Raw genomic sequence first — 23,504 nt, 5'->3', positions numbered from 1 at the left:
GTTTCGAGAGTTTAATTTGTTAAGTTACCGCCACAGCTTCCACGCTGGCAACCATGCCGACGTGGTCAAACACATCGTTCAAAGCCTCATTCTTGATGCGCTGAAACAAAAAGATAAGCCATTCGTTTATCACGATACCCACTCGGGTGTGGGCCGTTACGATCTGACTCACGAATGGTCTGAAAAAACGGGCGAATACAAACAAGGCATCGCACGTATTTGGGATAACCCAAGCATTCCCGAAGACATCAAAAGCTACATCGATGCCATTAAAGTGCTCAACAATGGCGAGAAGCTGCGTTACTACCCAGGCTCACCACGTGTGGCGCGCGCGCAAATCCGCCCACAAGATCGCATGGTGCTGACCGAGTTGCACCCGGCCGATCACCCATTGTTAGAGCAAGAATTCCATCGTGATCGCCAAGTGAGCATCTTCAAAGAAGACGGATTCCAACGCCTCAAAGCAAGCTTACCGCCACAAGAACGTCGTGGTTTGGTGCTGATTGACCCACCATACGAACTCGCGAAAGAGTACCGCGATGTGGTGCGAGCGATTCATCAGAGCCATAAACGTTGGGCAACCGGTATCTACGCGATTTGGTACCCAGTGGTAAACCGTCACGACATCGAAGATATGATCGAAGGTTTGGAAGCACTCGGTATTCGTAAAATTCTGCAAATCGAGTTAGGTGTTGCACCAGATACCAACGAGCGCGGCATGACGGCATCCGGCATGATTGTGATTAACCCGCCATGGAAACTGGAAAGCCAGATGAAAGAGATTCTGCCATTCCTGCAAGACGCGATCGCACCAGCAACTGGCCACTGGAAAGTGGACTGGATTGTGCCAGAGTAAGCACTTCAGTACTGCTATCTTCAAGCGCAACGATATTCTCGTTGCGCTTTTTTATGCTCTCACCTTCTCCCTACAATCGTGCTTATTCTTCTTTTTGTGCCTCTCATCGCTATTTGTCATAAGTATTGTCGCTTTTTCCCATTTAGGAATTAGTCGAATTCGATTTATGATAGTGGGATAACGGTGGCATTGAGTTCGGGCAAGGTCATCCCAATCTATCTATGTACCAGATAAAATTTATAAGCTCTTGGAGAAAGTAATGGCGACTCATTTTGACTATATCTGTATCGGTGGCGGCAGTGGCGGCATCGCATCTGCAAACCGTGCGGCGATGTACGGCGCGAAAGTTGCGCTAATCGAAGCTCAAGACCTTGGCGGTACCTGTGTCAACGTAGGTTGTGTACCGAAAAAAGTGATGTGGCATGGCGCGCAAATCGCAGAAGCAATGAACCTGTACGCAGAAGATTACGGTTTTGATGTCGACGTGAAAGGTTTCGACTGGAGCAAACTGGTTGAGAGCCGTCAGGCATACATCGGTCGTATTCACCAATCTTACGATCGCGTTCTTGGCAACAACAAAGTAAACGTGATTAAAGGCTTTGCTAAGTTTGTTGACGAAAAAACTGTCGAAGTAAACGGTGAACACTACACAGCAGATCACATCCTGATCGCGGTTGGTGGTCGTCCTACTATTCCAAACATTCCAGGCGCTGAATACGGCATCGATTCAAACGGCTTCTTCGACCTAGCAGAGCAACCAAAACGCGTTGCGGTTGTGGGTGCTGGCTACATCGCAGTTGAAATTGCTGGCGTACTGCACGCGCTAGGTACAGAAACGCACCTGTTCGTACGTAAAGAGTCACCACTGCGTAGCTTCGATCCAATGATCATCGATACGTTGGTTGAAGTGATGGACGCAGAAGGTCCAAAACTGCACACCCACTCTGTACCAAAAGAAGTGGTAAAAGAAGCCGATGGCAGCCTAACTCTGCACCTAGAAAACGGTGAAAGCCAAAACGTTGACCAACTGATTTGGGCAATCGGTCGTCACCCAGCAACTGACGCAATCAACCTAGCGTCAACTGGTGTTGCAACGAACGAAAAAGGCTACATTAAGGTAGACGAATACCAAGAAACCAACGTGAAAGGCATCTACTGTGTGGGTGACATCATGGAAGGCGGTATCGAGCTAACACCAGTAGCAGTGAAAGCGGGTCGTCAACTTTCTGAGCGTTTGTTCAACAACAAACCAAACGCGAAGATGGACTACGATTTGGTACCAACTGTGGTATTTAGCCACCCACCAATCGGCACTATCGGTCTTACAACGCAAGAAGCGGAAGAGAAGTACGGCAAAGACAACATCAAAGTCTACACATCTGGCTTCACGGCGATGTACACCGCTGTTACTAAGCACCGTCAACCATGTAAGATGAAGCTTGTATGTGCGGGTGAAGAAGAAACGGTTGTTGGTCTACACGGCATCGGTTTCACGGTAGATGAAATGATCCAAGGCTTCGGCGTAGCAATGAAGATGGGCGCAACTAAAGCAGACTTCGACTCTGTTGTGGCTATCCACCCAACGGGCTCAGAAGAGTTCGTAACGATGCGTTAATTGCGCGCTAATCGCATTGCTGATTTCAGCGAATCATTTGAAAAGGTCATCTTAGGATGACCTTTTTTGTTATCCCATGCTTAACTCGCATTCTCTAATAATGTGCGAATAAACTCGGCTTTAATAGCACTCTCCTGCTTACCATCATGAATCAGACACAAGTCTGCACGCAGTGACTCTTTCAGCTTGATAAAACGAATCCCACGCCAATGATGCTGAGAAAACGTCGACGGCACCAACGTCACGGTATTGCTGTTTGCCACATACGCCATCAAGGTGCTTGGCTCCACCACTTGTTTGCCAATATGGGGTGAAAAGCCTTCTTGCAGACAGGCATTGATGATGAAGTTTGCCGAGGCTGAATTCGCCAAACTCATAAACGCAAACTCACACGTCTTTAAATCTTGGAGCCGCAGCAAAGATTTGCTGGCTAACTCATGTTGCTCCGACACCGCCACCACAAACACATCTTTGCCCAAAGATACCGACTGATACGGATAAATGTTGAGTGCATCAGCAAAACGCACAATGCCCACATCGATTTTCTTCTCGCTAAGGTGCTTCTTTTGCGTCTCTGGGTTAAGGTCAAAAATGTCGGCGTGATAAGTGCCATGCTCAGCATGGAAGCGCTGTAACAGACGATCAAATCCGCCCCAAAATGCGCTACTTACCACACCAACTCGCAGGATATTTCTCTGGTTCAACCCCACTTGCTGCACTTGATTGAGCGAGACATCCAAGGTCTGAAAAATCAGTTGGCATTTGGACTCCAACAATCGTCCGGCCTCCGTTAGCATGACGTTTCTTGAATCACGCTCAAACAGTTTGACGTTAAGTACCTCTTCCAACTCTTTGATGCGATTGCTCAACGGCGAATTGGTGATATTGAGGTTCTCGGCCGCCTTAGTGAAATGCTTGGTTTGTGCGACCTCGTAAAAGTAACGCAGCATCTTCAGCGTCACGCGCTCAAATGGTTCTGACTTCATGCATTGAGTCCTAGCGAATTTCATCATCCTCTTTTTAAGGATGATAGTAGCGAATAAAGCAAAGATAACCAGCGCAGAAAGTCACACAATGGAATCAACACACAACCAGAAGGTGACTAACATGAATCACGATCCAGTAATCGGCGCGCTACAAACCATTCGCGAACGCAAACCAAACTTCCAACCTAAAGCGGCGTTTATTTTAGGCTCTGGCTTAGGCGTATTGGCAGACGAGCTACAAGACAAAGTGGTCATTCCATACGAAGAGCTCGAAGGCTTTCCGGTTAGCACCGTGCAAGGCCACTCTGGTGAGTTGGTGCTTGGTACCATGGGCGGCGTAGACGTAGTGTGCATGAAAGGTCGCGGTCACTACTACGAACACGGCTCAATGAAGGTCATGACCACGCCCGTGCGCACCTTTAAAAAGCTGGGCTGTGAGTTTCTGCTCGTCACCAACGCGGCAGGCTCCCTTCGCCCTGAGCGTATTGATGTCGGTTCTCTGGTGGTATTTCATGACCACATCAACACCATGCCTGAATCGCCAATGATCGGTCCGAATGATGAAGAGTACGGCCCGAGATTCTTCAGCCTCGCCAATGCGTACGACACAGACCTGCGCGCAGAAGCGTTTGAAGTCGGCAAAGCCAATGGCATTCACCTCAATGAAGGTGTGTTTGTCTCTTACACAGGCCCCAACTTTGAGACCGCAGCCGAAATCCGCATGATGCAAATCATCGGTGGTGATGTGGTGGGCATGTCGGTCGTGCCAGAAGTGATTTCTGCGGCGCATTGCGGCTTACCCGTATTGGCAGTATGTGCGATCACCAACATGGCAGAAGGCTTGGGAGATGTAGAATTGTCTCACGCCCAAACATTGAAGTGCGCGAAGCTAGCCGAAGCCGATTTCATTCGCTTTATTAAGCGCTTTATGAAGCATCACTTCTAAAGCCGTTTCATCCCAAAAAGCAAAAGGGTCATCAAGTAACTTGATGACCCTTTTTCGTATCACTTTTTCTAACGTTCGGGGGTATTTCGGAGCCGTTTGTGCGTTTTACTTAACTGCGCGAACCAATTCAGCAATGCCTTCCCAATCGCCGTTGTCCATCATTGCGGTTGGCACCATCCAAGTACCGCCACAAGCTACAACCGATTTCAGCGCTAGGTAATCTTCCACGTTGGATGGGCTCACGCCACCTGTTGGCATGAATTCCACTGGGTAAACCGCCGTGAGTGCTTTCAGCATGTTTACGCCGCCTGATGGCTCAGCAGGGAAGAACTTCAACGTACGCAGACCCATTTCCATCGCTTGCTCAACCAAGCTTGGGTTGTTTACACCCGGTACGATAGTCACACCACGTTGCTGACAGTATTTCACTGTGGTTGGGTTGAAGCCTGGGCTAACGATAAAGTCCACGCCCGCTTCGATCGCGATATCCACTTGTTCTGTGGTCAGAACGGTGCCCGCGCCAATCAACAGTTCTGGGTACGCTTCACGCATGATGCGAATCGATTCCGCCGCCGCTTCGGTGCGGAATGTCACTTCCGCACATGGTAAACCGTTTTCTACCAACACTTTTGCCAGTGGCAGAGCGTGTGCTACGTCGTTGATTGCGATAACTGGGACGATTTTGATATCTCTTAATCGTTGTTCAAGTGTTGTCATGGGGAACCTCTAAAGAATAAAGCTTAATGTTGCGACGATAATAAACGCGATACCGCCAAGTAACGTTTCCATTACCGTCCAAGTTTTTAATGTGGTTTTCTCATCCATCTCAAGCAGACGAGATACCAACCAGAAACCAGAGTCATTGAAGTGAGACAGTACCGTTGCACCACCCGCAATCGCGATTACGATAAAGCAAAGGTCTAGTTCACTCAAACCTGTTGATGCAGCCACAACTGGCGCGATAAGAGCTGCCGTAGTGGTTAGCGCTACCGTTGCCGAGCCTTGAGCAACACGCAGACAGGTTGAAATAACAAACGCCGCCACAATCACAGGCATACCTGTATCTGTAAGAACGTCAGCCAGTGCATCACCGATGCCGCTTGAGCGCAGTACGCCGCCAAACATGCCACCTGCACCCGTTACTAGGATAACACCACAGATAGGAGCCAATGACTCACCACACAATTTTTCTAGTTTTGCCATGCCGTAGTCTTTGGCAAACACAGCCAGACAGACAATCAAAGTGATCAGCAACGCAACTGGGGTTTTACCTAGCATGCGTAGGAACTCAACCAGTGCCGTTTTGCCATCAATCAAACCTGCAACCGCCAGTGTGTTCAATACCGTATCCAAACAGATTAGCAGGACTGGCAGCACAAGGATGGTCATAACCGTGCCAAATTTTGGTGCGTTGCGCTCATCCACCATCGCTTCGCCATTAAAGAAGGCTTTAGATAGTGGGATATCGAATTTTTTGCCCGCGTACAAACCAAATAGGTAAGCGCCAAGGTACCAAGTTGGAATAGCAACCAAAATACCCACCACCAATAGCAGACCGATGTTTGCGCCAAGGAATTCTGCCGCTGCAACCGGACCTGGGTGTGGTGGAACAAACGCGTGCATAACCGCAAAAGCACCGGCTGCTGGCAACGCGTATTTAATTGGTGAGCCACCAAAACGAGCCGCCACACTTAGGATGATTGGCATCATCACTACAAGGCCAGCATCGAAGAAGATTGGGAAGCCAAACAGTAATGAAGCGACGCCCAAAGCAAATGGTGCGCGCTCTTTACCAAAGCGACCAATCAAAGTGTCTGCCAGCACTTTCGCACCGCCAGTCACTTCAAGAATTTTACCGATCATCGCACCAAGACCAACCAGCAATGCCACGGAAGCCAGTGTGCCGCCGAAGCCGCCCATCATGGTCGATACGACTTTCTCAGAAGGAACGCCAGTGGCGATTGCTGTGCCTAAACTCACCATAGTAAGGGAAGCAAAAGCATGGACTTTCAGTTTAATGATCAGAACGAGTAACGCTGCAATGGCAAGGCCTGCAATCGTCAGTAGGAACGTAGGATCTGGGGCTTGAGTTAATTGCTCCATAGGTTCACCTTTAAGAATTATTGTTTGTGTTATGGTTCACATTTATTTCAGTTACCGGTAACATGTTACCGATAACATGAATAAGATAAACCCATATTTTAAAGTGAATTCAAAAATTGAGATCACGCGCAAATTTGGTTATGAGGATAAGTTATGGCTGGTAGTAGTGTCATCGTTATGGGCGTTTGTGCTAGTGGTAAAAGCACAATTGGTGAGCATCTAGCGAAAAAGCTAGGGCGTAAATTCATTGATGGTGATGATCTTCATCCACGAGCGAACATTCAGAAAATGGCTTCGGGCCAGCCTCTGAACGATGATGATCGCAAGCCATGGCTAGAACGCATTCGTGATGCGGCGTACAGCCTAGAAAGCAAAAACGAACACGGCATTATTGTCTGTTCAGCACTGAAAAAGATTTACCGCGATCAGATCCGCGAAGGCAACGACAACGTGACCTTCCTGTTCCTTGATGGCGATATGGAGTTGATCCTTAATCGCATGCGTATGCGCAAAGGCCACTTCATGAAAGAAAACATGGTGAAGAGCCAATTCGAGACGCTAGAGCGCCCAGACAACGAGCCTCAAACTCTGATCATCAGTATCGACGGAGACATCAGCGACGTGGTGGAACGCTCTGCCGCTGAGCTAATCAAAATGCAAGCGATCGAGGTGGCGTAATGACTCACTCTGTTGTTCTTGAGGTCACACAACGTTTGACCGAGCGCAGCCGTGAAGCGCGCGCTGCGTTTCTTGCTCGCACCGAAGTGCAAACCGAAGCTGGCAAAGGCCGTGTTGGTTTATCTTGTGGTAACTTAGCCCATGCAGTCGCCGCTTCTTGCTCTTCTGAAAAGAAAAATATTCTCGATTTTACTCATGCCAATGTCGCGCTGATCAGCGCCTACAACGACATGTTGAGCGCCCACCAGCCGTACCAAGACTACCCAACGCAAATCAAACAAGTGCTGGCGGACTACGGCCATACAGCGCAAGTCGCAGGTTGTGTGCCAGCGATGTGCGATGGGGTGACTCAAGGTCAAGCAGGCATGGATATGTCGCTGTTTTCGCGTGACTTAATTGCTCAATCAACGGCGTTGTCTTTGAGTCACAATGTCTTTGATGCCACATTACTGCTTGGCATCTGTGACAAAATCGCACCGGGGCAACTGATGGGCGCGCTGTCTTACGCTCACCTACCAACGGCGTTTGTGCCAGCGGGTCTGATGGCAACAGGCATCAGCAACGAAGAGAAAGTCGACGTGCGCCAAAAATACGCAGCGGGAGAAGTCGGCAAAGACGCTCTGCTGGATATGGAGTGTCGCGCTTACCACTCTGCGGGTACGTGTACGTTTTACGGCACCGCCAATACCAACCAGTTGGTGTTCGAAGCCATGGGCTTGATGCTGCCAGGTTCAGCATTCATTCATCCCCATACCCAACTGCGTAAAGCGTTAACCGATCACGCGGCTCTGAAAATCGCCTCAATGACGGCGGGTTCTGCACACTTCCGTCCGTTGGCAGAAGTGGTCACAGAAAAGAGCTTGGTCAACGGCATCATCGCTCTACTCGCATCTGGCGGCAGTACCAATCACACCATTCATATGATCGCCGTGGCGCGTGCTGCTGGCATCTTGCTCACGTGGCAAGACATCAGCGATCTGTCGGATGTGGTTCCTTTATTAGCGCGCGTTTACCCGAACGGCCCAGCCGATATGAACGCGTTCCAAGACGCGGGGGGCGTGCCAGCGTTATTGCACCGCTTGAACGAATCCGAGCTTTTGCATCGCGATGTGAAACCCGTGTTTGGTGAATTTGAAGACCAGATAACGCTACCGAGTCTTGTCGATGGACAACTGACTTGGACACCGTGCCAAGGCAGCCAAGACGGTGACGTGATCGCCAAACCGGATGCCACTTTCCAAAATACTGGCGGCACTCGCGTATTGACTGGCAACTTAGGCAAAGCCGTGGTGAAAGTGTCTGCGGTGAAAGAAGAGCAACGCGTGATTGTGGCACCAGCGATCGTATTCCAATGCCAACACGAAGTGGAAGCCGCATACAAACGTGGCGAGCTGAACAAAGACTGCATCGTTGTGGTCACACACAACGGCCCAGCGGCAAATGGCATGCCTGAACTGCACAAGCTGATGCCAATTTTAGGGAACGTGCAAAAAGCGGGCTTTAAAGTCGCGCTAGTGACGGACGGTCGTTTATCTGGTGCATCCGGTAAAATTCCGTCTGCGATTCACGTTTCTCCAGAAGCCATTCGTGGTGGCGCGATTGGTTTAGTGCGCAACGGTGATTTGATTCGCCTTGATTGCCAAACGGGCGAACTGAACAACTTAAGCGACACCACTGGTCGCGAGTTGATTCATTTCGATACCGAATCGACCCAACAAACTTGGGGACGAGGCTTGTTTAGCGTGATCCGCCAAAACGTATCGAGTGCAGAAGAAGGCGCAAGCTTTATTGTTTAAGGCGAGAAGAAAGACCTCGTCATTCCGACGAGCCTAGGCGAGATCAGGAATCTACTATCAACGTGTTGTGAAGCTAGAGAAAACTCCTCTGCCACTGCACTTTTTGTTGGTAGATTCTGAATCACGCTCGTCCCTCGCTGTTCAGAATGACGAGCTTTGGGATTAGCCTCAGTTCTTTCTAAAAAACGAATGAATCCGTCATTCCGACGAGCCTAGGCGAGATCAGGAATCCACTATCAACGTGCTGTGAAGCCAGAAAAAACACTTCTGCCACAGCACTGTTTGTTGGTAGATTCTGAATCACGCTCATCCCTCGCTTTTCAAAATGGCAAGCTTTGGGATTGGCCTCAGTTCTTTCTAAAAAACGAATGAATCCGTCATTCCGACGAGCCTAAGCAAGATTAGGAATCTACTATCAACGTGCTGTGAAGCAAGAGAAAATCCCCCTCTGTTACAGCACTTTTTGTTGGTAGATTCTGAATCACACTCGTCCCTCACTATTCAGAATGACGAGCTTTGAGATTGGCCACCGCTATTTCTAAAAACGAATGAATCCGTCATTCCGACGAGCCTAGGCGAGATCAGGAATCTAATATCGACATGCTATGACGTCAGAGAAAACTCCTCTGCCACAGCACTTTTTTGTTAGTAGATTCTGAATCACGCTCGTCCCTCGCAGTTCAGAATGACGAGCTTTGGGATTAGCCTCAGTTCTTTCCAAAAAACGAATGAATCCGTCATTCCGACGAGCCTAGGCGAGATCAGGAATCTACTATCAACGTGCTGTGAAGCCAGAGAAACCCCCTCTACCACAGCACTTTTTGTTGGTAGATTCTGAATCACGAGCTTTAGGATTGGTCACTGCTCTTTCTAAAAAAATGAATCCGTCATTCCGACGAGCCTAGGCGAGATCAGGAATCTACTATCAACGTGTTGTGAAGCTAGAGAAAACTCCTCTGCCACAGCACTTTTTGTTGGTAGATTCTGAATCACACTCGTCCCTCGCTATTCAGAATGACGAGCTTTGAGATTGGCCACCGCTCTTTCTAAAAACGAATGAATCCGTCATTCCGACGAGCCTAGGCGAGATCAGGAATCTAATATCAAGGTGCTGTGAAGCCAGAGAAAACCCCCTCTGCTACAGCACTTTTTGTTGGTAGATTCTGAATCACGCTCGTCTCTTGCTGTTCAAAATGACGAACTTTAGGATTGGCCTCTGTTCTTTTTAAAAATGAATGAGTCCGTCATTCCGACGAGCCTAGGCGAGATCAGGAATCTAATATCAAGGTGCTGTGAAGCCAGAGAAAACCCCTCTTCCACAGCACTTTTTGTTGGTAGATTCTGAATCACGCTCGTCTCTTGCTGCTCAGAATGACGATATCTAGCATTCAGTAAATTACATCAAGCGGTCTTCATCACCACGACGGCAGCAATCACCACAAAGATACCAAACCAGCCGATTGGCTTGAGTTTCTGCTTAAACAGCAAGGCTCCACCCACTGCGGTACCCAAGATACCGATCGCACCCCAAGAGGCATAAGCAATGGCTAAGTCGATCTCTTTCACCGCTTGTGCCAACAGCGTGAATGCTGTCAGTACCAACACAATCGCCGCAATGCCCCAGCCTTTATATTTAAAACCTTTTGAGCGTGTCAGCGCCATATTGGCCATGATATCGACCAAGGCAGCCATCACGACAAATCCAAATGACATCGTAAAAAATTGACTCATGATTCGCACCTTGTACTAGTAGAAAATGAACGTTCTTTTGCCGGTTTATCGGCATTTTTCTTGGCGTTAGGTTGACCATGTGATTCCCCTAAGGTCACACACACAATGCCAACAACGGCTAACATCAAACCAAACAACTCTTGATGGTTTAAGTTGGCATCAAAGGCGATGATCGACACCACGGTGATCAACGAGATACCTAACCCTTCCCAGACAGCGTATGCCACACCGATAGATATTTTCTTCGCGGCAAACGCGAGAAAGTAGTAAGAGATTGCGATCAGCACATACATTACGATGTAGCCCCACCACCCGTGCCCTTGTCCGATAAGAGACATAGTGCTGGTGCCAGCCACTTCGGCAACGATGGCGAGCAATAAAAATAGACGTGCAACTAGCATGATTAATCCTCCATCAGAAATTAAAAAAATGCATAACGGAGAATGGTGAATGCCACGTACCTGTATCGACATTCAAAAAGTTAAAAAGATAAAAATGAGCCACTTCTCCTGACTATTTGAGATAAGGTTAGCGCTGGGTAGGAAAAAGAGACAGGTAATTGAGATATTCATTTTTGAATATCTTAAGAAATAAGTTGTCTATGTAATCACACAACATTGATAAGGTTAAAGCATCTGCTCTCTCATTCAGCTGATGCCATCAGGTGACGTCACTGCGTAAAAATCAGCGGCGTATTGAGGGTTTGTCGCACCACTTTATGTAGGTGTCTGTGCAAAGGATGGTTGCGGTTGGTTTGAAGGAAACCGCCAGAGACCACAAACTGACTGAACTCACGATTAACGGGTGGCATTGCGTAAGAGGCGAGTTCTGGCATCAACAATGCCGAGCTTTGACTGGCATACATAATCGCGTCGGTTTCTTGCAACATTTGGCAAGCCAAACGCAAATTATAGGACTTCAGTAACACTACTGGCTCATAACCCATGCGTCGATACTCGGACTCCACGGTACAAAGCGGTTTATATGACGCAGGCGCAGGCAAAGAGACAAGTGGTAGTTTGGACACCGTGTCCCAATCATTGCTGACTTTCGACAACGTTGGGTGGTTTTTGCGCGCCAAAATCACTCGTTTTTCAACGAATAACGGGCGCATGTAAATGTCTTTCGACAGCTCGGTCTCTTGGTCAAGAATGCAGTAATCGTGCTCGCCTTCTAACATTTCATCGTGCGAGTAAGTATTCCAGCTGGAAAAGGCAAAGTGCGCTTTGGGAAAGGCTCGATGACAACCAGTGAGCAGTCGCTGCCCTTGTTCATCCATCAAATAAGGGTCAGTTACAATCGCAATCTGCCCTTGGTATTGCAGTGGGTCGAACACTTCAAATTCTTGCACCACTTTTTCCAGTGGCGCAACCATATTGTCGAACTCGGCGGCGAGACGAATCGCCATGGGTGATGGCTCTACCCCATGTGCTTTACGCACAAAAAGCGGGTCATCAAACACTTGCTTCAACTTCATCACGCCGCGGCTGGCGCTCGGTTGAGAAATGCCAAGCTGCATTGCGGCCAGCTTGATGCTGCGGTTTTCCACCACTGCTTTTAATAAACGCATTAAGTTGAGATCCAATGCATCCAGCTGATGTGCCATACCCTAACCTACCAATACCATTGATGAGCGAATACAAAGAGCAGTTAACAATTAGTTAAACACTCTCTCCCGACGTGATCTGATAACCCATATCGAAGACTTTTTCTTCTTGCGTTTCGCCTTTCAGGCGTGCAATTAATAGCTCTGCGCTCTTTACACCAATTTGGAAACGCGGCGTATCAACGCTGGTCAGTTTCGGGCTGATGGTTTGACCGATATCCAGCGCGTTATAGCCCGCCACTGCCAATTGCTGTGGAACTTGAATGCCACGTTGCTGCGCACTCAGCATGGTGCCAATTGCGATGTCATCGTTGGTACAGAACACCCCATCGAGCGTTGGGTGCGTTTCCAGTGCACGTTCGAGCAAATCATGCGCTAAAGAAAAACTCGAATGATCACCAGTTAATACATGTTTGGGTTCTAGCCCTGCTTCTGTCATCGCGCGATCGTAACCTTGCATCCGCAATTTGGTTCGAGTATCCAGACGCGCGCCAAAATAGACGATTGTACGCTTCCCCGTATCTAGCATCTGCTTAACCACGGTGTACGACGCATCTTCATGATCGAGTCCAACCGCCATATCAATCGGCTCCGATGGCAGTTCCATGGTTTCGACCACCGGAATGCCCGCATTTTTGATCATCTGTAATGTACGCGGCGTGTGATGGCTTTCAGTTAGAATAAGCCCATCGACTTGATAAGAGAGTAATGACGCGATCTTGCGCTCTTCTTCAAGCTCATCGTAGCTAAAATGCGCTAAAAGCGTCTCATAGCCATTGGCTTTGGTCACCATCTCTATGCCCTGAACAAAGGAAGCAAAAATTTGGTTGGACAAAGACGGCAGTAAAATACCAATGGCTTTACTGGAGGACTTTGACAACATCGCCGGTGCACGGTTTTCGATGTAACCCATCTCTTCAATCGCAGTCGCAATCTTGGCCCGAGTCTTTTCTGCCACCGATTCAGGGTTACGCATATAGCGTGAAACGGTCATCTTCGTGACGCCAACCTGGTCTGCGACATCCTGCAATGTCGTACGAGTTTTCTTATTCTGTTGAGCCATAAATATGTGATTTATCAGTAATGTTACAAGTAACATTATGACGAATAGACTCTCTGCCGACAAGCTCAGTGAAAATAATTCGCAAAATCATGACGTTATTACTCCACTAGCCATCAAATTGCGTTTCATGGATTGTGAATCAAAACCGAATAAATAAATGACATTTATATCAAAGTTCTTATAAAATGCCGTACCTAAAAGAATAAGACATTAGTCACAGTGCAGTTAGGCTCTAGCGAAACCCAGATTTACTACCACCTGCTTGATCTGGACGACTCCCAAAAGCAGCAATACCTCCAAGCATTGCAACGAAGTCAACCTGAGCTGTATCGACAACTCGTTCCTCTTTTAGCCAACGAGACACCGGAAGAACAACTAACGCAGTTACTTTATTTTGGTGCTCATCAGGCTACGAACCAAGACGTCGATCTAAGCGGAGAAATCATCAGTAAGTACCGCCTAACTCATGAGTTGGGGCGTGGTGGCATGGGTGTCGTATACGCCGCTCTACGTGCAGATGAAACGTTCGAGCAAGATCTGGCTATCAAGTTTATTCAAAGCAATTTGAGCAATGTGTTAGGGCAACGCGCACTCTTCGATGAAGCTCAACTTCTCGCGCGTCTAAACCATCCTTACATCGCGAAAGTGTTTGACGGCGGTCTCCATCAAGATTCGGTTTACATCGTGATGGAGCGGGTGTTTGGTCAAACTTTGGATGAGTATCTATCTGAAAATAAGCTAGAAAAAACGGAGAAGCTGCTGTTGTTTAAGCAGATCTGCCAGGCGATGGAGCACGCCCACCAGCACCAGGTTTTGCATGCCGATCTAAAACCAGAAAATATACTGATTGATCGTAGCAAGCGTCCCAAGCTGCTTGACTTCAACTTGACTCAAAAAGCGCACTCCAACCGAGAAGATTCACCCTCAGCGCTGATTGCGTTTAGCCAAAATTTTGCCAGCCCAGAGCAGCAAGCAGGACAGGTTCTAACAGAGCAAAGCGACGTGTACTCCTTAGGCAAAATTCTCGCTTTGATGTTTCCATCACCAACAATTTGGTCTGATGTTTACTGGGTGATAAGACGCGCAACGCGTCCTGCCACTCAAATGCGATATATCAATGTTCGAGCATTGCGCATTGATATCGAACGAATTATCGAACGCCGTCCAATCGAGCAGAAAAAAAACTGGCCATTGTATAGCGCCTTTCGCTTGGTACAACGACGTCCCCTTGCTTCGGTATTGTCAGGCATCATTGTGCTCTCTGGTGTGTTATTTGGCAGCGCCATGATGCAAAAGAATATCCAGCTGCAACAAGAGAAGAAGATTGCAGAAGATATGATGTACGAAATGACTCGCCTCATCTTCCACGCGAAGGGGCAAAATGTCGAACATCTCTCAGTGAACTCCATGATGGAGTTAACACGAAGGCGGATACTCTCTAACCCAGATATCCCCAAACATATAAAACAAAAAATGTTGTTGGCGATGATGACACCGGTGCCAGAGAAGCACCTAACTACACCAATGAGTTGTCAGCCAAATTGTGCGTCTAAGGACAGCACCAACCAATAAGGCTTAAAACAAGATGTATACACGTTCAGTGGTATTTTGGCTGTCTGCATTGACGGCTACGTCCACGTTGGCAGCAGACGTTTCAGTTGCCACTTCACACCCACCAGCTTCAACCTTGAAGCAAGGCTACTTTATCGACGCCCCAGTGACTGGCCTGTATTACAAAACCAGTTCCAATATCACTGGCGTCACTCAGCAAGGAGCATTTCATTACCAACCCGGTGATGTAATTAGCTTCTTCCTTGGTAACGATGATAAAGGTTATCTGCTGACGACCTTATCAAGCCAAGAAGTGCTGACGCCGACGATGGCGACAACCAAACCTAGCCGCAGCATCAATATGACGCGTCTGCTGCTTTCTCTCGACAGCACGCCTGAGAATCGTGAGGAAATTGTCCTAGCAAACCGTGTGCTGTCTGATCCTCACTTTCAAAGCCAGCTCAAAGGCCTTGATCTCAATTACCTGGATGACGCTAAACGCTACCTCAATCTCGATTGGGTATCTGTCAATGAGGCGATTGAGCACCTAAACGAAAGCCAGCAGTACATTGAAAAAAATTTTTCCTCTGATGAGATCATTTTTGAACCTCGCGACATAACGTTCAAAAACATCGTCATCAAAAAGAAGGATTGGCAAGGCCGCGCTTGTGCTTACGATCTACGCTATCAGCATCATCCCAAATATCGTCCTCCTATTGGTGAAACTCGATTCACCATCACCAAAGACTCATTGATTGAACACCCAAGCATTGGCGACCATTTTCAAGGCTGCTTCCTCTCGATGAAGCGCCCTATCACGGAAGATGTCGTCGAACCGATAAGCAAGTTTGCGGATTGGTTTAATATCGTTGGTTGTTCAATCACAGGGTGCACCCGCAACGACTTGAATGGCTTTTCTCTCGAAGACTTCGATGATGAAGGCGACTGGAAGTACCGCTCCGTTGCCCTCAATTTTGATCCGAGCACCGAGTTATTGATGGAAAAAGTACAAGGTCTCGGGCGTAAAAAAAACATCCAACACAATAACCGCACAGAAATGCTCTGGTTTACGTATCCCAATACTAGCGAACACGATATTGACTACCTCGGCGTGTGGCAGCAAACCGAATACCACCAACAGTCCATGACACAATCGTGCCTATTGATGCGCCATCAACAAGTCATGCGACTGCCGAAAAATACGGACACCTGCCCAACCGATACAAGCCTGTACACCCAAGATGTTACCCGCGAATTTGCCGACATGTGGTGGGTCAACAATAGCGCCCCCAAAGCCGAACTCGCGCAAATGAACGTCATGGTACGTTGGTCAACAACCCCATCCGAAATCAATTACACCACCTGGGAATACTTGCCAGCTGGTGCAACTTGGGAGCAAGGCATTTTATATCGCTATCAACAAAATGTTCTGCGCAACCAAGACGGCTCTGATCGCATTGAAACCCACACCATTTCTGAATTTGTCAAAGTGAGCGAGGATGTATAACCATGGCAACAGCAGTAGCACTGACACAAATCATTCAACAATGGCAATCTGGTGATAAACAAGCTGAGAGCGAGCTCTATCAGTTTGCTTATTTACAGTTGCGTAAGATCGCCCAACACGAGCGTGAACGAAATGCAGAAAAGTACGGCACCGACAACAAAGTACTGGCAGACAGCGTCAACAGCACCACGGCATTAATTCATGATGCTTACCTGAAAATGTCCAACTGCGACATGAGTGAAATTGAAACAAAGCGCGATTTCTTTTTGATGGCCGCCAAAGTGATGCGTCAAATCTTGATCGACAACGCACGCTCGCACCAAGCACAAAAGCGTCAACACATTACATTGATGAGAGATGAAGAAGATCGTTTCGAGCAATTGATTATCATGGATAAAGCTCTGGATAGTTTCAGTAGCCGCTATCCACGCCAATCGAGCGCACTCAAACTCAAGTATTTAATGGGCATGAAAAACCAAGAAATCAGTGAGCTACTCGAGTGCAGCGCAAGCCTGATAGAGAAAGACCTCAAATTCTCTCGCAGTTGGCTACAATCACGAATGGCGCACACGTAATCATGAACAAAAAGCTTTGGATAATCGGCGCAGTATGCGTCGGTTTGTTCGGTATTTGCTTCATTTCAAACAAACACAATTTGGCATCTGTAAAAGACTCGTCAGACAACGCCGACAAGTCAACCCAGCAAGCACATCGTCAATATGAGCGCACATCTTTAGTTGAAGTAAAGCAAGCGTTGACAGGTTCTGCGTTGGATCGCACTCCTAAAAAAACGGGAGATGACGCATTTAACTTCGCCCTTTTAGGACAACCAGGCCCTGTTACGAATCCATTTCATACCACAGAAGACAACACGTTTTACGAGTCAGCATTGGGTGATAAGAACAGCCGACCACAAGAGGACCCATCAGAGAATAATAAACCCATCATCAACCTCACTGTGGAACAGCAGCTACAAACCATTATTTATGCTTGGGAGCTGAAACAAAACTCTCCGGTGAGTTATTCGCTCAACCTTAACCAGCTTTTTGAAGACCCAGATGGCGATCTCCTCACCACTCAGATTTGGCTTGAAAACGCCAATGGGTTAAGAGTCCTCAACCAAGGACAAATGATGGTGCAAGGAGCGCCTGAGGAAATAAAAACCACCACATATTTGGCGGTAGCAGCGCGCGATGATTATCACGGTAATAGCGATCATGCATGGGTCACAACGCGCTTTGAGTTACCCGTTATCACACCCGATCAAAATGACACAGAACACCCGTTAGTTGGCGATGTAGTTTATCGCCTAGAGACGACACAAAATCTTGCCGGTATCGCGTACGCGTATGAAGTGGTGTATTGCGAGGCCTTTCAGTTTGAGGGGGGCAAAGTAAGTTATGCCGCCTCACACAACAAACGCCAGTGTCCTGAAAAGGGAGACTTGAAAAAAGTGGGCAAGTACAAAATCAGTGATGACTCGTTGATCGTTTATGTCCAAGGTGTACGCCAAATTTGGACCATCAAAAAAGAATACCCATCTCAGGTTCATGAAGATACTCGGAACTACTTCACCACCGTGTTTGATGGTAAACAATTCGAAAGCTATACCATGCAAAAGAACAAGCAGTCCATGGAAAAGCGCATCAATGCACCGACAGGACGATATCTGCATCAAATCTCCTTTTTTGATTATTTGCTACCTCTCCCAAGTGGGGGGTATCTGGTTGCTGAAGTTGGCAATTATATTTATCACTATGGTACTCAAGTCATTGGTCCTCATGGTGAAAGCATCGAATCCGATTTCAATTTACACACTTATGGTCCTAACCTGTATTGTAGCGATGTCGCCATTTGGTATCACAGCCATGTCATTGCTGGTCAAGGAGACTATCAAATCGACATCATATCAGACCCTAACCCAGACGATCCGACTTACCAAATTGATTGCCACGAGTTCATCAGCACCCCCGCTACTGGACAACAATCGTTATCGTTTGATCTTAACTATTCCCCTTACGACGAGCTACTTGATGGCGAGGTGTATAGCTACATTTTACGTCCAAAACCTGAGCTCGCTGATCGCGTTGAGGAATTTAAGATCAACATGATTTATCACGCCCCTGTCCTTAGCGACACCCAATAAACCTTTTTTACAGGTGGTTATTTTAACAAAACAATCATTTCCAAAATAAAACTGGAACCGTGATCAAATTATAAATTTTCCATCATAGACAAAAAATAGAAATAAATTTTACGGGTTTTGTGCGGATTTTCGTGTCTTGAACCTAAGCTCAATAGTCATTAAAAAGACACCACTCTCTTATATCTCACTAGTGAGATATAAAGAAAAAAAGAATAAAAAAAGCGACTTTCTCATTCGGAAACGAAACAAGGACAAATAAATAATGAATAAGGTGAGTTTACTAGCAGCGTCAGTGGCTATCGCTCTTACAGGCTGTGGCGGTTCAGATGGTGGTTCAAACAGTGCTAACGACGGCGTTGTGATCACAGGTTTTGACGGCTACTTCAAGCATGCCGTTGTTTTTGAAGATACGAACAACAACGGCCAATGGGACACTCAAGAAACATTCCTTGGTCTGACCGATGAGAAAGGTCAACTGAAATTGGATGCAAAACCAGAAAGCACTCTAGCGCTACAGACCATCACACCAAACGGTTCAAAGCAGAAACAGCTCATCGCCTTGGATGCGAAAGAGTACGCTGGCAAATACACGGTTGATATGGATCATCCAGGCCAAGCTATGGCGCACGAAATCGTATTCCGTGCACCAACATCGTCAAACGTGATTTCACCTATCACGGATCTTGTGGCGATTGAAATGGCAAAAGATCCAGCCATTAGTGAAGAAGATGCGAAAGCGAAAGTAAACCAAGCGCTAGGAGGCTCAGAAGAAGCACCAATTGATCTGTACAGTGATTTTGTTGAAGGTGCGACAAAAAACGCCGAACTACATAAAACCGCTCAGATTCTGACCGACTCGAAAGCACAAAACCCAACGAACTACGAGAAAAAAGCCACGGAGTTTGCTCAAGCGGCAAACCAAGAAGTGGAACGTCTTGTTGCATCTGGCGAAAACATCAATGACCCAAATCTACGTCCAATCATCACTGACGCGACCCCAGACAGCGACACCTTAGCACCTGAAACGGCAGTTAATAACAAGCTAACCGTAAACAAAATCGTCGAAAAGGCAGCTAAAGATAAGCTAGAAAAACTACCAAAAATCGTACAAGGCGTGGACTTTGATGGCTTAGAGCTAGACATTGAAGGTCTATTTGCAGACAAAGACCAAAACCTTGTGACAACCAAACTGACGCACAACTTTGCAGGCACAGGCATTGAAGTTGTGCAAACTGGCAACCTGATTGTTCTACATCCAACTGCAATCGTAGAGAAAGCTGGTGATTTTGAGATTGTTCTAACGGCGCAAGACATTGATTCGTCAGGTAAGGTTTTGGGTACGGTAAGCACCGTATTTCAGTTCGAAATCGAATCGGCAAACTTACCACCAATGGTTGTAGAAACAGAACAAGCGCGTCTGCAGTCCATCGTTGATGGTTGGTACCTACAACAAGGTGAAGTGTTTGAACAAACACTCGATATTTCTGGTTTGTTCCAAGATAAAGACGGTCAAATTACCGACTACTCAGCGGACTATGTAGACATTGAAGGTCTAACAGTATCTGAGGATGGTGATGCAATTATCACCATTAAAGGCACACCAACAAAAGCAGGTGAAGCTGGAGCAGTACTTGCGATTAGCGCAACAGATGGCCATACCGCGGTACAAATTGCGCTCAGCATGCCAACGGTTATCGAAGGCGTCACGCCACCACCAGTAGTACCGACTTTGGGCTTCACTCACGAGCACTTCAACGGTCAAGAATGGAAAATGGGTAGCTTTGCACAGAAAGATGGTGAAATTGGCTACGCCATGTTGATGCAAGATTCTGAAGGCCTACTATTCTGCTGGGGTTCAAACCACGATGAGATGAATCAAGAATACAAAGCGAACATCAGTGACTTCCTAAAAGACACATGGGAACACGATGCTTACGCCATTCTTGCCGATCTGGACCAACAAACTGGTTACACGGAATACAACAATAAAGACTGTAACGACGTTGAGCTGAAAGACGGTAAGCTATACAACAGCTACGGCGACGAGTATGAAATGTTGTACCAGCACAAAACCGAGCATAACGGCACTCAAATGATCGTTAAAATCTCAGATGATGAGCTGTTCTGGATGGACTCAAGCAATACCCCATTTGCAGAATCACTTTCGGTTGCAGAACACATCAAACACGGCACGGTAGAGCATGACTTGATGGTAGAAAGTAATGGCACAGGCGACGACACAGTCCTGAAATACTCGTCAGGTGCGTACGAATACGACACTGATACTTACAACTACACTTCGTTCATGCCAACAGGATTCCAAACTCCAGGTAATTGGGAAATCCAGAATGATGAAGACCGTGAACTGCTGATTCTAGAAGAAACAGGCTCAGAGTCAGATTACAAAACTCGTCATCGTTACATCAACCGCGATTTTGGTGACTTTTATATTGGTATTCGTTGGAGTAAAGAACAAAACGGTCATGAATCCGCACCGGAATATGGTCTGTACTCTAACAGCAAAGAAGCCATGACAAGCATCGCGAGTTCACTACCGATTTTGGAGCCTGGTGATGATGACTAAAGCAACCATCGTTAACCCTTGCTGTGATAGCGTGCATTTGCGTAGAAGACGCAGAACACTTTGGGAACGATTGGTCGGCATCAAAGAAGTGTATATCTGCTCTAACTGTCACAAAGAAACGCCACTCAAATAGCGATAATATTTGAGACCGCAAAAAAGCCCCGAACTCGGGGCTTTCTTCTATATTTTGACCACAATATCTGAGTCGTTATTTCACGCACACCACGTTCAATAATGAGGTCCCGGTGAGCTGATTGGGCTCACGATCGGCGAACAAACCTTTCTTATCTTTGCCCCAATACGGCAGTTGCAGTGGCCATTGATTTTTTTCCATCACCCCAGACGCCCTCAGCGCTTTAAACTCTGCAGGGTTAGCTAAGTTCATACCCAGTTGCTGACATACTTTGTGCGAGTTTTCGTAGTTGAGGCGGTTCCACGGCTTACCATGTTCCATGTAAAACTGATTATGGTGATCGAGTAAATATGGGACCACGTACGTTTTGCCCTGTACTGAAGTTCTCAACCGAACTTCAATGTCATCATTTCCAGTGACAATTGGCTTCGCTTTGGTCTTAGCAACAGGCGTAGACGAAGAGCTATCATGTGAACTTTTTGCCTTGGTATCTGGCTTCTCTGCCCGCGCTTTAAAGGCGTCGGTATCAGCTCGCACAGCAGGAACTGGCGCGGGTTTCGGGGTCACCGTCGGTGTTGGCTTAACCGAAGATGCGGCTGATTTCGACGATACAGTAGATTTAGGTGTAGGTGGTGTTACTGGTTGTTTCGTCCCTTTCCCAACCACTCGGATGAACGCCTCTTTGTAATTCGACAAGGTTTTGACTCCTCGTAAGTCATCCCTCGCATCAGACAATGCCTTGTAAGGTCCAATCAAACAGCGATAGCCTTTGGATTCAGGCTTCATCCATACGTCAGTCGTGATTTTACTATAGAGAGGCTTAGCTTTCGCGAGAGACATAGGCTTGGGTAGCAATCCGCATTGAATCCAGTAAAGGTAGTTGCCCCCCTGCGGCACTTTCTTTCCCCATACTCCGTTACCAATTGGGCACGTTTTCTCAAGCATCGGTAATTCTTTCTCGCTGGCTTGAGTGGCTTGGCAAAGGAACTCCTCCGCCGATACTGGGCTAGAAAACTGGGCGCATACCAGCAACAAGCCGAAAGCTAGGCTTGCTTGGAAGATACGAGATGGGTGTTGTGCCTTCTTCATTTCCATACACTTCACTCTAAATTAGTGGGTAAGGTCATTATGGCGGCAAAGCGCCAAAAAAATGTGAACAAAGAATAACTAGCAAAAAAAGAGCCGGAATTTGCATCCGGCTCTCAGTTTAGGAAGGAATTAAGCGAATTTACAACGCTTGGTGGGAAAATTCTTATCCTTTGTACAGTTTCGGGTTGAATACATCACGTAGCCAGTCGCCCAACAGGTTGATAACCAAAACCAATGTTACGAGCACGATGCCTGGGAAGGCAGTAATCCACCACGCACCTGAGAAGATGTAGTTAAAGCCGATGCTGATCAGCGCACCTAGTGACGGCTGATCAACAGGAAGACCCAAACCTAGGAATGACAGTGCCGCTTCCGACATGATCGCGTTCGCTACCTGTACCGTCGAGATAACCAAGATTGGCGATAGACAGTTTGGCAGAATGTGACGGAACATGATTCGCGGAGCTTTAAAGCCCATCACACGCGCCGCTTCGACGTATTCTTTCTTCTTCTCTGCCAATACCGAGGCACGAATTGTCCGTGCGTATTGCGGCCATTCAGCCACACCGATGATCACCACCAGCATCACCACTGCGTATTGGCTGTAAAAATCGCTGCCAAAGCTGGCTTTGAAAATGGCCGATACGATGATCGCCACCATCATGGTTGAGAACGATAGTTGAACATCGGCAAAGCGCATCAAGAAGCTATCGATACGACCACCGAAGTAACCCGCCGACAAACCAATGATGATACCCAGTACCAACTGAAGACCAACCGCCAGGAAGCCGATGGTTAGAGACAGACGAGAGCCGTAAAGAATGGTCGATAAAATATCGCGACCTTGCTCGTCAGTACCCAACACAAAGCGTTCATCGCCATCTTCCATCCACGAAGGTGGCAACTCAGAATCCATGATGTCGATAGACGTCAGATCGTACGGGTCTGTTGGCGCAAGAATCGGTGCAGCCAATGCCAATACTAAGAACATCATAAAGACGGTAAAACTCGCCATCGCCACTTTGTCGCGTTTGAAATAATACAGAAAATCTGACTCTTTGAAACGCTGCCACGCTGATGGAGCAGGAGCTGGTGTTAAATTTGATTGGCTCAT

Annotated in this window: 20 protein-coding genes; 11 read left to right on the top strand and 9 right to left on the bottom strand. The window is 47.3% G+C overall.

All coding sequences use genetic code 11. The features are described from left to right. Positions 1-16: 16 nt before the first annotated feature. Positions 17-856 carry a 23S rRNA (adenine(2030)-N(6))-methyltransferase RlmJ gene (locus R7E00_RS10435; RefSeq protein WP_005379158.1) on the top strand — a complete coding sequence of 280 codons (840 nt, stop codon included), beginning with the start codon at positions 17-19 and terminating at the stop codon, positions 854-856. 259 nt (positions 857-1,115) lie between these two features. Next, on the top strand, positions 1,116-2,471 hold the full coding sequence (gene gorA, locus R7E00_RS10430) for a glutathione-disulfide reductase (RefSeq protein WP_005379157.1): 1,356 nt from the start codon (positions 1,116-1,118) through the stop codon (positions 2,469-2,471). Positions 2,472-2,551: 80 nt separating this feature from the next. Here gorA and R7E00_RS10425 read toward each other — a convergent pair whose 3' ends face one another. Then, entirely contained in the window at positions 2,552-3,457 is a 906-nt protein-coding gene (locus tag R7E00_RS10425; RefSeq protein ID WP_262606313.1) for a LysR family transcriptional regulator, read from the bottom strand. 121 nt (positions 3,458-3,578) lie between these two features. Between R7E00_RS10425 and xapA the strand changes: the two genes are divergently transcribed. Continuing rightward, positions 3,579-4,403 (top strand): xanthosine phosphorylase, encoded by an 825-nt coding sequence (xapA, locus tag R7E00_RS10420; RefSeq protein WP_262606314.1) that lies wholly within the window; start codon positions 3,579-3,581, stop codon positions 4,401-4,403. 105 nt (positions 4,404-4,508) lie between these two features. Here the strand turns inward: xapA and R7E00_RS10415 are convergent, their stop codons facing one another. Both R7E00_RS10415 and R7E00_RS10410 read right to left on the bottom strand, forming a co-directional pair. Next, positions 4,509-5,120 (bottom strand): bifunctional 4-hydroxy-2-oxoglutarate aldolase/2-dehydro-3-deoxy-phosphogluconate aldolase, encoded by a 612-nt coding sequence (locus tag R7E00_RS10415; RefSeq protein ID WP_025624148.1) that lies wholly within the window; start codon positions 5,118-5,120, stop codon positions 4,509-4,511. Between the two features lie 9 nt (positions 5,121-5,129). Further along, a complete protein-coding gene (locus R7E00_RS10410; protein WP_005478622.1) occupies positions 5,130-6,506 on the bottom strand; it encodes a GntP family permease in 1,377 nt (458 codons plus the stop codon). Between the two features lie 153 nt (positions 6,507-6,659). On the opposite strand from R7E00_RS10410, the gene R7E00_RS10405 reads away from it, so the two are divergent. Both R7E00_RS10405 and edd read left to right on the top strand, forming a co-directional pair. Beyond that, the gene (locus tag R7E00_RS10405; protein WP_005478642.1) at positions 6,660-7,184 is read left to right on the top strand and encodes a gluconokinase; all 525 of its coding nucleotides are present in this window, start codon (positions 6,660-6,662) and stop codon (positions 7,182-7,184) included. Further along, a complete protein-coding gene (edd, locus tag R7E00_RS10400; protein ID WP_065274992.1) occupies positions 7,184-8,980 on the top strand; it encodes a phosphogluconate dehydratase in 1,797 nt (598 codons plus the stop codon). The genes R7E00_RS10405 and edd overlap by 1 nt, the downstream gene beginning before the upstream one ends. Positions 8,981-10,381: 1,401 nt before the next feature. Here edd and R7E00_RS10395 read toward each other — a convergent pair. From R7E00_RS10395 to R7E00_RS10380, 4 genes are all read right to left on the bottom strand, one after another. After that, positions 10,382-10,711, bottom strand: a complete 330-nt coding sequence (locus R7E00_RS10395) for an SMR family transporter (RefSeq protein WP_005478614.1) — start codon at positions 10,709-10,711, stop codon at positions 10,382-10,384. Then, positions 10,708-11,112 carry an SMR family transporter gene (locus R7E00_RS10390; protein WP_005379135.1) on the bottom strand — a complete coding sequence of 135 codons (405 nt, stop codon included), beginning with the start codon at positions 11,110-11,112 and terminating at the stop codon, positions 10,708-10,710. The genes R7E00_RS10395 and R7E00_RS10390 overlap by 4 nt, the downstream gene beginning before the upstream one ends. A 269-nt stretch (positions 11,113-11,381) precedes the next feature. Beyond that, a complete protein-coding gene (locus R7E00_RS10385) occupies positions 11,382-12,317 on the bottom strand; it encodes a LysR family transcriptional regulator (RefSeq protein ID WP_005379132.1) in 936 nt (311 codons plus the stop codon). Between the two features lie 55 nt (positions 12,318-12,372). Beyond that, positions 12,373-13,380 carry a substrate-binding domain-containing protein gene (locus R7E00_RS10380; protein ID WP_017636149.1) on the bottom strand — a complete coding sequence of 336 codons (1,008 nt, stop codon included), beginning with the start codon at positions 13,378-13,380 and terminating at the stop codon, positions 12,373-12,375. A gap of 219 nt (positions 13,381-13,599) precedes the next feature. On the opposite strand from R7E00_RS10380, the gene R7E00_RS10375 reads away from it, so the two are divergent. The 6 genes from R7E00_RS10375 (at position 13,600) to R7E00_RS10350 (ending at position 21,301) form a co-directional block, all read left to right on the top strand. Continuing rightward, complete coding sequence (locus R7E00_RS10375) at positions 13,600-14,952, top strand: serine/threonine-protein kinase (RefSeq protein WP_053349772.1); 1,353 nt, start codon at positions 13,600-13,602, stop codon at positions 14,950-14,952. Between the two features lie 13 nt (positions 14,953-14,965). Continuing rightward, the gene (locus R7E00_RS10370; protein ID WP_262606415.1) at positions 14,966-16,438 is read left to right on the top strand and encodes a chromosome partitioning protein ParA; all 1,473 of its coding nucleotides are present in this window, start codon (positions 14,966-14,968) and stop codon (positions 16,436-16,438) included. 2 nt (positions 16,439-16,440) lie between these two features. Further along, entirely contained in the window at positions 16,441-17,013 is a 573-nt protein-coding gene (locus R7E00_RS10365; RefSeq protein ID WP_104979902.1) for a sigma-70 family RNA polymerase sigma factor, read from the top strand. 2 nt (positions 17,014-17,015) lie between these two features. Then, the gene (locus R7E00_RS10360; RefSeq protein WP_262606416.1) at positions 17,016-18,584 is read left to right on the top strand and encodes a hypothetical protein; all 1,569 of its coding nucleotides are present in this window, start codon (positions 17,016-17,018) and stop codon (positions 18,582-18,584) included. A gap of 262 nt (positions 18,585-18,846) precedes the next feature. Further along, positions 18,847-21,168, top strand: coding sequence for an acid phosphatase (locus tag R7E00_RS10355; RefSeq protein ID WP_262606417.1), 2,322 nt, complete (start codon positions 18,847-18,849; stop codon positions 21,166-21,168). Then, positions 21,158-21,301, top strand: a complete 144-nt coding sequence (locus tag R7E00_RS10350; protein ID WP_012841245.1) for a hypothetical protein — start codon at positions 21,158-21,160, stop codon at positions 21,299-21,301. Before R7E00_RS10355 ends, R7E00_RS10350 begins: the two co-directional genes overlap by 11 nt. 75 nt (positions 21,302-21,376) lie before the next feature. On the opposite strand, the gene R7E00_RS10345 is transcribed toward R7E00_RS10350, so the two are convergent. Together R7E00_RS10345 and R7E00_RS10340 are read right to left on the bottom strand one after the other, a co-directional pair. Then, positions 21,377-22,396, bottom strand: coding sequence for an SPOR domain-containing protein (locus R7E00_RS10345; RefSeq protein ID WP_262606418.1), 1,020 nt, complete (start codon positions 22,394-22,396; stop codon positions 21,377-21,379). A gap of 157 nt (positions 22,397-22,553) precedes the next feature. Beyond that, entirely contained in the window at positions 22,554-23,504 is a 951-nt protein-coding gene (locus R7E00_RS10340; protein WP_033907403.1) for an ABC transporter permease, read from the bottom strand.

Source organism: Vibrio sp. Vb1755 (genome assembly GCF_033338635.1).
Taxonomy (GTDB): domain Bacteria; phylum Pseudomonadota; class Gammaproteobacteria; order Enterobacterales; family Vibrionaceae; genus Vibrio; species Vibrio alginolyticus.
This window is presented reverse-complemented; position numbering and strand designations above follow the sequence as displayed.

Excerpts from the sequence above, each read along its gene's own strand:
- gorA (WP_005379157.1), top strand. The coding sequence starts at position 1,116 with ATGGCGACTCATTTTGACTATATCTGTATCGGTGGCGGCAGTGGCGGC.
- R7E00_RS10345 (WP_262606418.1), bottom strand. The coding sequence starts at position 22,396 with ATGGAAATGAAGAAGGCACAACACCCATCTCGTATCTTCCAAGCAAGC.
- R7E00_RS10385 (WP_005379132.1), bottom strand. The coding sequence starts at position 12,317 with ATGGCACATCAGCTGGATGCATTGGATCTCAACTTAATGCGTTTATTA.
- R7E00_RS10395 (WP_005478614.1), bottom strand. The coding sequence starts at position 10,711 with ATGAGTCAATTTTTTACGATGTCATTTGGATTTGTCGTGATGGCTGCC.
- R7E00_RS10360 (WP_262606416.1), top strand. The coding sequence starts at position 17,016 with ATGAACAAAAAGCTTTGGATAATCGGCGCAGTATGCGTCGGTTTGTTC.
- R7E00_RS10340 (WP_033907403.1), bottom strand. The coding sequence starts at position 23,504 with ATGAGCCAATCAAATTTAACACCAGCTCCTGCTCCATCAGCGTGGCAG.
- R7E00_RS10415 (WP_025624148.1), bottom strand. The coding sequence starts at position 5,120 with ATGACAACACTTGAACAACGATTAAGAGATATCAAAATCGTCCCAGTT.
- R7E00_RS10405 (WP_005478642.1), top strand. The coding sequence starts at position 6,660 with ATGGCTGGTAGTAGTGTCATCGTTATGGGCGTTTGTGCTAGTGGTAAA.
- R7E00_RS10350 (WP_012841245.1), top strand. The coding sequence starts at position 21,158 with ATGATGACTAAAGCAACCATCGTTAACCCTTGCTGTGATAGCGTGCAT.
- edd (WP_065274992.1), top strand. The coding sequence starts at position 7,184 with ATGACTCACTCTGTTGTTCTTGAGGTCACACAACGTTTGACCGAGCGC.
- R7E00_RS10390 (WP_005379135.1), bottom strand. The coding sequence starts at position 11,112 with ATGCTAGTTGCACGTCTATTTTTATTGCTCGCCATCGTTGCCGAAGTG.
- R7E00_RS10410 (WP_005478622.1), bottom strand. The coding sequence starts at position 6,506 with ATGGAGCAATTAACTCAAGCCCCAGATCCTACGTTCCTACTGACGATT.
- R7E00_RS10425 (WP_262606313.1), bottom strand. The coding sequence starts at position 3,457 with ATGAAGTCAGAACCATTTGAGCGCGTGACGCTGAAGATGCTGCGTTAC.
- R7E00_RS10380 (WP_017636149.1), bottom strand. The coding sequence starts at position 13,380 with ATGGCTCAACAGAATAAGAAAACTCGTACGACATTGCAGGATGTCGCA.
- R7E00_RS10370 (WP_262606415.1), top strand. The coding sequence starts at position 14,966 with ATGTATACACGTTCAGTGGTATTTTGGCTGTCTGCATTGACGGCTACG.
- R7E00_RS10355 (WP_262606417.1), top strand. The coding sequence starts at position 18,847 with ATGAATAAGGTGAGTTTACTAGCAGCGTCAGTGGCTATCGCTCTTACA.
- xapA (WP_262606314.1), top strand. The coding sequence starts at position 3,579 with ATGAATCACGATCCAGTAATCGGCGCGCTACAAACCATTCGCGAACGC.
- R7E00_RS10365 (WP_104979902.1), top strand. The coding sequence starts at position 16,441 with ATGGCAACAGCAGTAGCACTGACACAAATCATTCAACAATGGCAATCT.